The sequence below is a fragment of the Rhizobacter sp. SG703 genome (assembly GCF_012275445.1).
In the GTDB taxonomy this organism is placed as follows: domain Bacteria; phylum Pseudomonadota; class Gammaproteobacteria; order Burkholderiales; family Burkholderiaceae_C; genus Rhizobacter.
In genome coordinates, this window is the sequence record NZ_JAAZQK010000021.1 from 1 (window position 1) to 12,601 (window position 12,601).

General features: G+C 70.7%; 13 protein-coding genes and 1 pseudogene. 10 read left to right on the forward strand and 4 right to left on the reverse strand.

Annotated features, from left to right (window positions below; all coding sequences use genetic code 11):
- The 6 genes and pseudogenes from FHT26_RS29095 to FHT26_RS29120 form a co-directional block, all read left to right on the forward strand.
- A pseudogene (locus FHT26_RS29095) lies at positions 1-426 on the forward strand (methyl-accepting chemotaxis protein); the annotation flags it as partial.
- A gap of 30 nt (positions 427-456) precedes the next feature.
- Entirely contained in the window at positions 457-1,008 is a 552-nt protein-coding gene (locus FHT26_RS29100) for a chemotaxis protein CheW (protein ID WP_168563569.1), read from the forward strand.
- Positions 1,009-1,027: 19 nt separating this feature from the next.
- Positions 1,028-3,001 carry a HAMP domain-containing methyl-accepting chemotaxis protein gene (locus FHT26_RS29105; RefSeq protein ID WP_168563570.1) on the forward strand — a complete coding sequence of 658 codons (1,974 nt, stop codon included), beginning with the start codon at positions 1,028-1,030 and terminating at the stop codon, positions 2,999-3,001.
- 21 nt (positions 3,002-3,022) lie between these two features.
- The gene (locus FHT26_RS29110) at positions 3,023-3,826 is read left to right on the forward strand and encodes a CheR family methyltransferase (protein ID WP_168563571.1); all 804 of its coding nucleotides are present in this window, start codon (positions 3,023-3,025) and stop codon (positions 3,824-3,826) included.
- Positions 3,827-3,833: 7 nt separating this feature from the next.
- Positions 3,834-4,367 carry a chemotaxis protein CheD gene (locus tag FHT26_RS29115; RefSeq protein ID WP_168563572.1) on the forward strand — a complete coding sequence of 178 codons (534 nt, stop codon included), beginning with the start codon at positions 3,834-3,836 and terminating at the stop codon, positions 4,365-4,367.
- An 85-nt stretch (positions 4,368-4,452) separates the two neighbouring features.
- A complete protein-coding gene (locus FHT26_RS29120) occupies positions 4,453-5,523 on the forward strand; it encodes a protein-glutamate methylesterase/protein-glutamine glutaminase (protein ID WP_168563573.1) in 1,071 nt (356 codons plus the stop codon).
- Between the two features lie 15 nt (positions 5,524-5,538).
- Here the strand turns inward: FHT26_RS29120 and FHT26_RS29125 are convergent, their stop codons facing one another.
- Entirely contained in the window at positions 5,539-6,459 is a 921-nt protein-coding gene (locus tag FHT26_RS29125) for a helix-turn-helix domain-containing protein (RefSeq protein ID WP_349238244.1), read from the reverse strand.
- Between the two features lie 109 nt (positions 6,460-6,568).
- Between FHT26_RS29125 and FHT26_RS29130 the strand changes: the two genes are divergently transcribed.
- Complete coding sequence (locus FHT26_RS29130) at positions 6,569-7,477, forward strand: DMT family transporter (RefSeq protein WP_168563575.1); 909 nt, start codon at positions 6,569-6,571, stop codon at positions 7,475-7,477.
- On the opposite strand, the gene FHT26_RS29135 is transcribed toward FHT26_RS29130, so the two are convergent.
- Positions 7,458-7,928 (reverse strand): nuclear transport factor 2 family protein, encoded by a 471-nt coding sequence (locus tag FHT26_RS29135; RefSeq protein WP_168563576.1) that lies wholly within the window; start codon positions 7,926-7,928, stop codon positions 7,458-7,460. The two genes, FHT26_RS29130 and FHT26_RS29135, sit on opposite strands and share 20 nt — an antisense overlap.
- An 82-nt stretch (positions 7,929-8,010) precedes the next feature.
- On the opposite strand from FHT26_RS29135, the gene FHT26_RS29140 reads away from it, so the two are divergent.
- From FHT26_RS29140 to FHT26_RS29150, 3 genes are read left to right on the forward strand one after another with little or no spacing between them, the layout of a single operon-like run.
- Positions 8,011-8,574 carry a TetR/AcrR family transcriptional regulator gene (locus FHT26_RS29140; protein ID WP_168563577.1) on the forward strand — a complete coding sequence of 188 codons (564 nt, stop codon included), beginning with the start codon at positions 8,011-8,013 and terminating at the stop codon, positions 8,572-8,574.
- Position 8,575: 1 nt separating this feature from the next.
- Positions 8,576-10,675, forward strand: a complete 2,100-nt coding sequence (locus FHT26_RS29145) for a RecQ family ATP-dependent DNA helicase (RefSeq protein ID WP_168563578.1) — start codon at positions 8,576-8,578, stop codon at positions 10,673-10,675.
- 21 nt (positions 10,676-10,696) lie between these two features.
- Entirely contained in the window at positions 10,697-11,284 is a 588-nt protein-coding gene (locus FHT26_RS29150) for a hypothetical protein (RefSeq protein ID WP_168563579.1), read from the forward strand.
- Between the two features lie 14 nt (positions 11,285-11,298).
- Here FHT26_RS29150 and FHT26_RS29155 read toward each other — a convergent pair whose 3' ends face one another.
- On the reverse strand, positions 11,299-11,781 hold the full coding sequence (locus FHT26_RS29155) for a hypothetical protein (protein ID WP_168563580.1): 483 nt from the start codon (positions 11,779-11,781) through the stop codon (positions 11,299-11,301).
- Between the two features lie 33 nt (positions 11,782-11,814).
- The gene (locus FHT26_RS29160; RefSeq protein ID WP_246868155.1) at positions 11,815-12,558 is read right to left on the reverse strand and encodes an NIPSNAP family protein; all 744 of its coding nucleotides are present in this window, start codon (positions 12,556-12,558) and stop codon (positions 11,815-11,817) included.
- Between the last annotated feature and the right edge of the window lie 43 nt (positions 12,559-12,601).

The following is a 12,601-nucleotide window of genomic DNA, read 5'->3' on the forward strand; positions in this document are numbered from 1 at the left end:
GCGGGCCGGCTGCTGGACCAGATGGTGCCGAACATCAAGAAGACCTCGGACCTGGTGCAGGAGATCACCGCGGCATCGGAAGAGCAGTCGTCGGGGGTCAGCCAGATCAATGCGGCAGTGAGCCAGCTGAGCCAGACGACGCAGCAGAACGCGTCGAGCTCGGAAGAGCTGGCGGCCACCTCCGAAGAGATGAGCAGCCAGGCCGAGCAGCTGCAGCAGACCATGTCGTTCTTCAAGCTGGCCGGCAGCGGCGGGGCACAGGTCGCGAAGGCCTCGAACCCGCCGCCGAGCCGTCCGGCCGCGACCCGCGCCGCGAAGGCCGGCAAGCGTGCCGGTTCGGGCGGCTTCAACCTCGCTGGCGGCATGGCGTTTGCCGGTGCCGGTGCAGGTGAAGGGCCCGACGAATCGCAGTTCGCGCGCTTCTGACCCCGTGTCATCGATCCAAGGAGTCCTGCCATGACCGCACTGGTCCAGACCCATCGCGCACCGGCCACCGCCGTCGCGCGCGCTGTCGCCGCCGAGCCGGCGCAGTACCTCACCTTCATGCTGGCGGGCGAGATGTTCGCGATCGGCATCCTCGCGATCAAGGAGATCATCGAGTACCACACGCTCACCGAGGTGCCGATGATGCCGGACTGCGTGCGCGGCGTGATCAACCTGCGCGGCGCCGTCGTGCCGGTGATGGACCTGCTCGCGCGCTTCGGCCGCGCGCCGAGCCCGGTCACCAAGCGCACCTGCATCGTGATCGTCGAGGTCGAGGCCGAAGGCGAGCGCCAGGTGATCGGCGTCGTCGTCGACGCGGTCAACGAGGTGCTCGACATCGATCTCGCCGACATCGAACCGGCGCCGGCCTTCGGTGCCCGCATCCGCACCGATTTCATCCACGGCATGGGCAAGGTGCGCGGCAAGTTCGTGATCCTGCTCAACGTCGACCACGTGCTGTCGCTCGACGACCTGGGCACGCTGGCCGAAGCCACCGACCGCCCGCACAACGCGCTGGCCGTCTGATCTCCAAGGACTGATTGACATGAACTGGTTCCATCGCATGAAGCTGGCGCACAAGCTGCTGGCGAGCTTCCTGTTGTGCTCGGTGCTGACCGCGCTGGTCGGCGGCTACAGCCTGTCTCGCCTGAGCGAGCTGGGCGGCATGATCCGCACGACCTACGTCGACAACGTGCTGCCGCTGCAGGACATCGCCGAAGCCGAGGCGCGCCTGACCGCGCATTCGCGTTCGTACGTGCGCCTGCCGGCGATGAAGGACCCGGCCGAGGTGAAGGACACCATCCGCCGCGCAGCGACGCACCTCGACAAGTTCCACGTCGCGTTGAAGGCCTACCGCGCCACCAACCTCAGCGCGACCGAGCAGGCGCTGATGAAGGAGCTGGACGCGCAGCTGCCGAACTACCTGGCGCAGAACGAGAAGACGGCGCAGCTGGTGCTGGAGGGCAAGTTCGACCAGGCCTCCGACCAGAGCAACGGCGCGGCGCGCAAGGCGGTCTCGGACGTCGAGGCGACGATGGCCAAGGTGATCGAGGAGCTTGCGAGCCAGACGAAGGCGACCAACGACGGCGCCGAGCAGACGGTGCGCCACACCTGGACGCTGATGCTGGGCGTGATCGGCGTTTCGGTGGTGCTGGCGATCGGGTTGGGCCTGCTGGTCACCCGCGTGATCGGCGGGCAGCTCGGCGGCGAGCCCGACCATGCCGCGGCGCTGCTGCACCAGGTGGCGGCCGGCGACCTGTCGGCGCAGATCGTGCTGCGTGCCGGCGACGACCGCAGCATGCTGTTCGCGGTGAAGCAGATGGTCGAGCGGCTGAAGCAGGTGATCGACGGCCAACGCCACGTTGTGGCTGCGGCGAACCGCGGCGATTTCAGCGCGCGCGTCGAGCTCGACGGGCTGCAGGGCTTCCAGAAGGAAATGGGCGAGGGCCTGAACACGCTGGTGTCGACCACCGGCGACAGCATCGGCGACGTGGTGCAGGTGATGGGCGCGGTCTCCGAAGGCGACCTGACCCGCACCATCGACCGCGACTACGAAGGCGCCTTTGCCGAGATGAAGGAATACGTCAACGCCACCGTCGACAAGCTGTCGCAGGTGGTGACCGAGGTGAACAGCGGTGCCGAGGCGCTGGCGGGGGCATCGGAAGAGGTGAGCGCGACGGCGCAGTCGCTGTCGCAGGCGTCGAGCGAGCAGGCCGCGGGGGTGGAGGAGACGAGCGCGTCGATCGAGCAGATGACGGCATCGATCTCGCAGAACACCGAGAACGCGAAGGTGACCGACGGGATGGCGACGAAGGCGGCGAGCGAGGCGGCCGAAGGCGGCGAGGCGGTGCGTGCGACGGTGGCGGCGATGAAGCAGATCGCGCAGAAGATCGGGATCATCGACGACATCGCGTACCAGACGAACCTGCTGGCGCTGAACGCGGCGATCGAGGCGGCGCGAGCCGGCGAGCACGGCAAGGGCTTCGCGGTGGTGGCCGCCGAGGTGCGCAAGCTGGCCGAGCGCAGCCAGGTGGCGGCGCAGGAGATCGGCACGGTAGCGGGCTCCAGCGTGGAGCTGGCCGAGAAGGCGGGCCGGCTGCTGGACCAGATGGTGCCGAACATCAAGAAGACCTCGGACCTGGTGCAGGAGATCACCGCGGCATCGGAAGAGCAGTCGTCGGGCGTCAGCCAGATCAACGCGGCGGTGAGCCAGCTGAGCCAGACGACGCAGCAGAATGCGTCGAGCTCGGAAGAGCTGGCGGCCACCTCCGAAGAGATGAGCAGCCAGGCCGAGCAGCTGCAGCAGACGATGTCGTTCTTCAAGCTGGCGACGCAGGCCGACACCGCACGGCAGCGCCCGGCGGCGGCGCGCAAACCGGCGCCGAAGGCGACCGGCAGCGCCGCGAAGGGGGCCAAGGCGAGCGCCCGCAAGCCGGCACCGGCGGCCGGGCACAACGGTTTCGCGCTGCACGCGAACGGCGCGGGCGCGCTCGACGAATCGCAGTTCGCCCGTTTCTGACCGACCGGCGGGACCTGCGCGATGCACACCATCACCGACAACGAGTTCGGCCTGTTCCAGCGCTTCATCTACGACGCGGCGGGCATCACGCTGTCGTCGGCGAAGAAGGCGCTGGTGTGCGGCCGGCTCGCGAAGCGGCTGCAGGCCTGCAACCTGGGCAGCTACACCGAGTACTTCAAGCTGCTGAGCAGCGGCCAGCATGGCGCCGAGGTGCAGACCGCGGTCGACCTGCTGACCACCAACGAGACCTACTTCTTCCGCGAACCGAAGCACTTCGAGTTGCTGCGCGAGGCGGCGCTCGCGTCGTCGCCGCAGCGCGCGCAGCCGTTCCGCGTCTGGAGTGCCGCGAGCTCGACCGGCGAAGAGGCCTACAGCATCGCGATGGTGCTGGCCGACACGCTGGGCGACGCAGCCTGGGAGGTGACCGGCTCCGACATCAGCACGCGCGTGCTGCAGCGTGCGCGCCAGGCGCACTACCCGATGGAGCGCTGCCGGCAGATCCCGCAGCACTACCTGAAGCGCTTCTGCCTGCGCGGCATCGACGAGCAGCAGGGCACGCTGCTGGTCGACCGCTCGTTGCGCGGCCGCGTGCAGTTCATGCAGGTCAACCTGAACACCGCGCTGCCCCGCCTCGCGGCGTTCGACGTGATCTTCCTGCGCAACGTGATGATCTATTTCAACGGCGACACCAAGCGGCAGGTGGTGGCGCGCCTCATCGAGCAGCTGAAGCCGGGCGGCTTCTTCTGCATCGGGCATTCCGAGAGCCTGAACGACATCAGCACGGCGCTGCAGCAGGTGGCGCCGTCGATCTACCGCAAACCGTGAGCAAGCGATGGCGGCCGGCACGATCCGATTCGACAGCGCCGATCCCGGCGACCGCGTGCTGCGACCCGGCGAGTACGCGGTGGGCGAGGCGCCGCTGCGCATGCGCACGCTGCTCGGCTCGTGCGTGTCGATCACGCTGTGGCACCCGGCGCGGCGCATCGGCGCGATGTCGCATTTCCTGCTCGCCGCGCGTTCGCCGAGCCAACGCGGCGTGCCCGATGCGCGCTACGGCGAAGAGGCGCTGGCGCTGATGCTGCGCCAGTTGCACAAGCGCGGCATCGTGCCGGCCGAATGCGAGGCCAAGATCTTCGGCGGCGGCAACATGTTCCCCGAGCAGGCGGCGGCGGTCGTGCCGAACATCGGCCGCCGCAACGGCGAGGCGGCGCGCGACCTGCTGATGGCGCACGGCATCCGCGTGCATTCCGAGAGCCTGTTCGGCAACGGGCACCGCCAGATGATCTTCGACCTGGCGACCGGCGACGTGTGGGTGCGTCAGGTCAACCCGGAATCGGCGTCGATGCCGTTGGATGGCACGGCATGAGGCGGGCCGAGCGCCGGGCCGTTCCCAAGCCGGCCCGCATCCCCGCGGGGGATCGTCCGATGTACCCGTCGGACGAGGGGCTGTCATGAGCAATATCAGGGTGATGGTGATCGACGACTCGGCGGTGGTGCGGCAGGTGGTGACCGCGCTGCTGGACGACGCGCCGGGCATCGAGGTGATGGCCGCGGTGGCCGACCCGGTGCTCGCGATCGAGCGGTTGAAGCACGATTGGCCGGACGTGATCGTGCTCGACGTCGAGATGCCGCGCATGGACGGCATCACCTTCCTGCGCATGGTGATGCAGCAGAAGCCGACGCCGGTGGTGATCTGCTCGACGCTGACCGAGCGCGGCGCGAAGACCACGCTGGAAGCGATGGCCGCCGGCGCGGTGGCGATCGTCACCAAGCCGAAGCTCGGGCTGAAGCAGTTCCTGACGGCCAGCGGCGAAGAGCTGATCGGCACCGTGCGCGCGGCGGCCAAGGCCAACGTGCGGCGGCTGGCGGCGGGGCCGGCGGTGGCGCCGACGCCGGCCGCGAAGAACACCGCCGACGTGATCCTGCCGGCGGCCACGCGGGCGATGACGCAGACCACCGAGCGCGTGGTGGCGCTGGGCACCTCGACCGGCGGCACGCAGGCGCTCGAAGAGGTGCTGACGGCGCTGCCCCGGGTCACGCCGGGCATCGTGATCGTGCAGCACATGCCGGAGAAGTTCACCGCGGCCTTCGCGGCGCGGCTCGACGGCCTGTGCCGCATCGAGGTGAAGGAGGCCGAGCACAACGACCGCGTGCTGCCGGGCCGCGCGCTGATCGCGCCGGGCGGCCGTCACATGCTGCTCAAGCGCAGCGGCGCGCAGTATTTCGTCGAGGTGATCGACGGGCCGCTGGTGAACCGCCACCGGCCGTCGGTCGACGTGCTGTTCCGCTCGGTCGCGCGCAGCGCCGGTGCGAACGCGCTCGGCGTGATCATGACCGGCATGGGCGACGACGGCGCGGCCGGCCTGCTGGAGATGCGCAAGGTCGGCGCGCAGACCGTCGCGCAGGACGAGGAGAGCTGCGTCGTGTTCGGGATGCCGAAGGAAGCGATCAAGCGCGGTGGCGCGCAGCGGACGCTGCCGTTGAATGCGGTGGCGGCGGAGATCCAGAAGCAGCAGGGGTGAGGGTGCTCGACAGGCTCAGGGCGAACGGAAGACACCCCGTTCGGGCTGAGCTTGTCGAAGCCGCCGGAACTGCCCCGGCGTGACCCCCGTCCGCGCGCGGAACCGGTTCACCAGGTGGCTCGCACTCGCGAGCCCGCATTGCCGGGCCACCTCGTCGAGCGGCGCATCGGTGTGCCGCAGCAGCTGCTTGGCCCGCTCGAGGCGCAGCCACAGCACCCACGCATGCGGCGCGATGCCGAACGAGGTGCGGAACATCCGCGCGAAATGGTGCTCGGACAACGCCGCCTCGGCCGCCATCTCGCCGATCGTCAGCGGCTGGTCGAGCCGCGCCTCGGTCCAGTCGACCAGCCGCCGTCGCACCGGCGCCGACAACCCGCCGCGCGGTGGCGTGCGGTGGCCGCGCGTGGCATGCACGACCAGCAGCGCGGCCAGCGCCTCGTGGCCGAGCGCATTCGCCTGCAGCCGCGCCTGCGGATCCTGCCAGTCGAGCATCGACAGCGCGTGCAGCGGGCCGGCCACGCGGCCGTCACCGACGAAGGTCAGGTCGGGCACCTGCACCTCGCGCGGCTCGCGGTCGAGCAGCCGCACCGCCAGCGGGGCGAGCTGCGCCTCGTCGAAGTACAGGTGCACGAAGCTCTGCTCGCCGCCGACCACCCAGCGCGATTCGTGGCCGGCCGGCATCACGCACAGGCGGCCCGGCTCGCCGCGCAGGTCCGGCGCCTCGCGCCGCCAGGTGCCGTGGCCGCCGCTCAGGTACAGCGACAGCGTGTGGTGCGACGGCCGGCTGTAGCGCGTCGCGTCGGCCGCGTTGCGCCACACCGCGACGGCCAGCCCGTCGCCCAGCGAGGCGCTGCGCAGCAACTGCGCGCGCGAGTGCGCGAGCACGTCGAACACCTCGTGGCGGGACAGGTCGGGCGCGGTTGCGAGGGCAGTCACCATGGCCCCTCCACTGTAGCGGCCGCCTCGCACGCACGCACGCGCCAGCCGCCAGGAAACCGCAGTTTTGTGCAACCGCGGCCGGGCGGTGCGACCGACACTCGCCGCGATGAACCTCTTCCTCTACGTGCTCACCGTGCTGATCTGGGGTACCACCTGGATCGCGCTGAAGCTGCAGCTCGGCCCGGTGCCGATCCCGTGGTCCATCGCCTACCGCTTCGCGCTGGCCGCGGCGGTGCTGTTCCTGTGGCTGGCCGCCACCGGGCGGCTGAAGCGGCCCGACGCGCGGGCGATGCGCCTGATCGCGGCGCAGGGGCTGTGCCTGTTCTGCCTGAACTTCATCTGCTTCCTGAATGCGAGCCGCTTCATCCCGAGCGGCCTGGTTGCGGTGCTGTTCTCCACCGCGACGGTGTGGAACGCGTTCAACGCACGGGTCTTCCTGGGCCGGCCGCTCGCGCCGCGCGTGCTGGCCGGCAGCGCGCTCGGCATGCTGGGCCTGGCCGCGCTGTTCTGGCCGGAACTGACGCGCCACGGCGCCTCGCCCGGCACGCTCGCCGGCCTCGCGCTCGGGCTGGCCGGCACGCTGTGCTTCTCGGCCGGCAACATGCTGTCGGCCCGCCTGCAGGCGCTCGGCCACGCGCCGGTCGTCACCAATGCCTGGGGCATGCTGGTCGGCGCGGCGGTGCTCGCGGCCGGCTGCGGCGCGGCCGGCGTCGGCTGGGCGTTCGACCCGTCGCCCACCTACGTCGGCGCGCTGCTGTACCTCGCGATTCCCGGTTCGGTGATCGGCTTCACCGCGTACCTGACGCTGGTCGGCCGGCTCGGGCCGGAGCGCGCCGCCTACAGCACCGTGCTGTTCCCGGTGGTCGCGCTGAACGTGTCGGCCTGGGTCGAGGGCTACCAGTGGACCGCGCCGGCGCTGCTCGGGCTGGTGCTGGTGATGGCCGGCAACGTGATCGTGTTCCGCAAGCCGAAGGCGGCACCGGCGGCCGCCGTGCTCACAGCCCCAGCGCGCTGAGCCCGGCGTGGTCGTCGGGCCGGCGGCCGAGCGGCCAGTGGAACAGGCGCTGCTCCGGCGTGATCGGCAGGTCGTTGATGCTCGCGTAGCGGCGTTCCATCAGCCCCTGCGCGTTGAACTCCCAGTTCTCGTTGCCGTAGCTGCGGAACCACTGGCCGGAATCGTCGCGGAACTCGTAGGCGAAACGCACGCCGATGCGCGCGCCGCCGAAGGCCCACAGCTCCTTGATCAGCCGGTAGTCGAGCTCGCGCGCCCACTTGCGCTGCAGGAACAGCCTGACCTGTTGGCGGCCGACCGGGAACTCGGCGCGGTTGCGCCAGCGGGTGTCCTCGGTGTAGACGGCGGCCACGCGGTCGGGGTCGCGGCTGTTCCAGGCGTCTTCGGCCAGGCGCACCTTCTGCGTGGCGGATTCTTCGGTGAACGGGGGCAGCGGCGGGCGGGGTGTTTCCATGGGGGCTCCAATGCAGGTAGACAGATCTGTCTACGTGGGTACATCTTGAGGCAGACAGATCTGTCTGTCAAACTGCGGGGCCATGACCGATGCAACGCCCCCGCTCGAACCCCGCCAGCGCATCCTCGAGACGGCGATGCGGCTGTTCTATGCCGACGGCATCCGAGCGGTCGGCATCGACCGGCTGATCGCCGAATCGCAGGTGGCGAAGGCGTCGTTCTACCGGCACTTTCCGTCGAAGGACGACCTGGTGCTGGCCTTCCTGCGCCTGCGGCACGAGCGCTGGATGACCTGGTTCGCCCGCAGGCTGGAGGCGCGCTGCGACGCGGCCGGGCCGGCGATGGAGCGTGCCGCCGAGGTGCTGCGCGAATGGTTCGAGGAACCCGATTTCCGCGGCTGCGCCTTCATCAACACGCTGGCCGAAGGCTCGGCGCAGGGCGAGGCGATCAGCGTCGTGCAAAGCCACAAGGACGAGCTGCAGGATTGCCTGCTCGCGTTGGCGCGGCGCAGCGGCCACCCGCAGCCGGTGCAGGCCGCCGAAGAGGCGCTGCTGATCGTCGAAGGCGCGATCGTGCGCGCCCACATGACCGGCGACGCCGGCGCGGCCGACGTGGCGCGCCGACTGCTGCAGAAGACCTGGGGCTGACATGGTCGTCGAAGCCGAGGCATTGCGCTGCTTGCGGATCGCGATGGGCCGCGACGATGCCGACTTTCGCGCCGGCCAGTGGGACGCCATCGACCACATCGCGAACCGCCGCGGCAAGGTGTTGTGCGTGCAGCGCACCGGCTGGGGCAAGAGCATGGTGTATTTCGTCGCGGCCCGACTGATGCGGGCGCAGGGTGCCGGCGTCACGCTGATCGTCTCGCCGCTGCTGTCGCTGATGCGCAACCAGGTCGACGCGGCGCAGCGGCTCGGCCTGCGGGCGCTCACCGTCAACTCGACCAACCGCGACGAATGGGCCGGCGTGCGCGACGAGCTGCTGGCCGGCGGCGTCGACCTGCTGCTGATCTCGCCCGAACGGCTGGCCAACGACGAGTTCGTCGCCGGCACGCTGCAGGCCATCGCCGACCGCATCGGTCTGCTGGTGATCGACGAGGCGCATTGCATCTCCGACTGGGGCCACGATTTCAGGCCCGACTACCGGCGGGTCGGCCAGGTGCTGGCGCGCCTGCCGGCCAACATCGCGGTGCTGGCCACCACCGCCACCGCGAACCGGCGCGTGGCGGCGGACGTGGCCGCGCAGCTCGGCACCGGCGTGGTGGTGCAGCGTGGGCCGCTGCTGCGCGAGAGCCTCGCGCTGCAGAACCTGCGCCTGCCGGGCGTGGCCGACCGGCTGGCGTGGCTGGCGGACCGCATCCCGCAGCTGCCGGGCAGCGGCATCGTCTACACGCTGACCACGCGCGATGCCGACCGGGTGGCCGACTGGTTGCAGCTGCAGGGCATCGACGCCCGCGCGTACCACGCCGGCAAGCTGGACGACGAGCGGCAGGCGCTCGAACAGGCGCTGCTCGGCAACGACCTGAAGTGCCTGGTCGCGACGACCGCGCTCGGCATGGGCTACGACAAGCCGGACCTGCACTTCGTCATCCACTACCAGACGCCGGGCAACGTGGTCGCCTACTACCAGCAGGTCGGGCGGGCCGGCCGCGCGATTCCAGCGGCGGTCGGCGTGCTGCTGTCGGGCGACGAGGAAGAGGACATCAACGCGTACTTCCGCGATGCCGCGTTCCCGCCGGAAGGGCAGGTCGACCGCATCCTCGGCGCGCTGGAGGCGGCGGACGACGGCTTGAGCGTGCGGGCGCTGGAGCGCGCGGTCAACCTGCGGCAGTCGCAGATCGAGAAGGTGCTGAAGCTGCTGGTGGTCGAGCCGGATTCGCCGGTGCTGCGGCTCGACGGCGCGTGGCACCGCACCGCGCATCCGTTCCGGCTCGACCAGGAACGCATCGCGCACCTGACGCGGCAGCGCGAGCAGGAATGGGCGCAGATGAAGCAATACCAGGCCGGCGCGCTCTGCCTGATGCAGTTCCTGGCCGACGCACTCGACGACGCCGGCACGCAGCCCTGCGGCCGCTGTGCGGTGTGCCTCGGCCGGCCGCTGCTGCCGGTGGAGATCGATCGCGCGCGGCTGATCGACGCGCAGCGTTTCACCCGGCACAGCGAGATGCCGCTGGAGCTGAAGAAGCAGTGGGACATCGAGGCGCTGCCGCAGTACGTAGCCGAGCATGGCTGGAGCAAGCAGAACATCGCGCAGCGGCTGCGCGGCGAAACAGGGCGGGTGCTGTCGCGCTGGGGCGAGCCGGTGTGGGGTCAGCTGGTGGCGCGCGGCCGGGCGCAGGGGCGCTTCGATGACGAGCTGGTCGATGCGGCGGCCGACCTGGTCCGCCACCGGTGGCCGGACGCGGCGCAGGTGGGCTGGGTGACCTGCATTCCGTCGATGCGGCAGCCGGTGCTGGTGCCGGACTTCGCCAAGCGCCTGGCCGACGCGCTGGGCGTGCCGTTCCGGCCGGCCCTCGTGAAGACCCGCGAGACGCCGCCGCAGCGCGAGATGGACAACCGCTTCCACCAGTGCCTGAACCTGGACGGCGCGTATGCCGTCGACGACCAGCACGGCATCGCCGGGCCGGTGCTGCTGGTCGACGATCTGGTCGATTCGGCCTGGACGCTGACGCTCGCGACCGCGCTGCTGCGGCAGGCCGGCGCGGGCGCCGTGCACCCGTTCGCACTGGCCGCCGTGTCGGCGAAATGAGCTTCCTCGCGAAGAGACGACATGAGCGCTGAAGGCCTGAGCGGCGACACCGAAGCGATCCTGCTGCTGTGCGGCCGCTTCGGCGGCGAACGGCAGGCGCCGTTCGAGCCGCTGTCGACGCCCGAATACGCCGCGCTGGCCCGCGCGCTGAACCAGCGCGGCTTGCGGCCGGCCGACCTGCTGGCGGCCGACGGGCCGGCCGCGCCGGGCCTGCTGCAGGAGGCCGGGGTCGCGGTCGAACGCATCGTGTTCCTGCTGGGACGCGGCACCGCGATGGCGCTGTCGCTGGAGCGCTGGAGCCGTGCGGGCCTGTGGGTGCTGTCGCGCGCCGATGCGGCGTACCCGGCGGCCTTGAAGCGCCGCTTGAAGCACGACGCACCGCCGTTGCTGTACGGCGCCGGTCGGCAGGCGCTGCTCGATGTCGGCGGCCGGGCCGTCAGCGTGCTGGCCGGCGATCTGCTGAAGGCCAGTGTCGGCAGGCTGAACCGCAGCGGCCTGCAGCAAGGCCGCCTGGCACTCGTGTCGCCGTTCGCACCGGAACTTGGCGTCCACGCCGGCAACGCCAGCGTGTGCGATCGCTGCATCGACGCCCTGGTCGATCCATCCTGACCGCCGGGCCGCGCCTAGCCGGTCACCCGCGCCATCCGCATCGTCCAGTTCGGCACCCACGCCTCGCCGTCGGACGAGAAGGCCTGGTCCCACTGCGCTGCATCCGGTCCGAGGCGCTGCCAGACGAAACGCACGAACACCTTGCGGCCGTTGTCCTCGTCCTCGCCGTAGAACTCGCCGCGGTCGCCGCTGAAGCCGCCGTGCACCGGCGGGTACAGCAGGCCGGTGCGGCTGCTGACCCAGTAGATCGACCACTGGCGCTTCGCGATGTCGAACGTCCGCAGCGTCAGCCCGGACCAGCCCTGCGTCGTGAAGTCGATCTGGTCGACGTTCGCGATGCCGCCCAGGCGCGGCTCGCAGGCCATCGTCGCGGGGAATTCCTTCCAGTCGTCGCTGCCCGGCTCGCGTGTCGCGAGGCTGCGGTTGCTGACCTGCCAGCGGCCATGCAGGAAGTCGAAGTCGTCCGGCTGGCCGGTGCGGTCGAGTGTGTAGCTCATCGGGGTCTCCAACGGGTTGTATGCGGTCGCGCTTCAGCGCCAGGCCGAGCCGGCGGTGGGCTGCAGGCGGAACATCTGCGGCGCCGCGCTCAGCTGCGACAGCCAGCGCGGCCACACCGCATCGCGCCAGATGGCCGATGCGAACAGGCGGTCGGCGCAGTCGAGCTGGTGGGCGGCGCTGTCGAAGCGGCAGATCCAGACCAGCGCCTCGGTGTCGGTGCGCACCGGCAGCGCCGGGAAATCGTTCGGCGCGTGCTCGGTCATCAGCACAGCCTGCACCTCCATGCCGGCCGCCTGCAGGCAGGGCCGCACCTCGTGCTCGAAGCGGTGCACCAGCAGCGGCGTGGCCGGCGCGTCGAGCTGGCACACCACCGCGAGCAGCATGCCGGGCCGCGCCGCATGGGTCGCCGCGGTCTGCACGTTGCGCAGCAGCAGCACGTTCGACGAATCCTGCATCGTCGCGTTGGCGGCGTCGCGGTGGCGGCGCCACACCGGGCCGCCATAGAACGCGGCCAGCGCCTCGCGCCGCTCGGCCATGTTCGAGAAGCCGCGCAGCCAGACGAAATCGTCCGGTGCGTCGAGGTCGCGGAACTGGCCCAGCACGCGCATGCCGCAGTCTTCCTGCGTGTGCACGAACTCGCGGTCGAACAGCTCGATCAGCGTCTCGCGCCGGCCGGGGTGCAGCGCATAGCGCCGCAACTCGACGATGGCACAAGGGGACGGAATGGTGTCAGCAGCCACGGCACGGGCCGGGCGTTCCAGCGTCATCACGGTCATCGGGGCATCTCCTCGTCTCTTGGGAGAGGGATGCTGCGCCCGG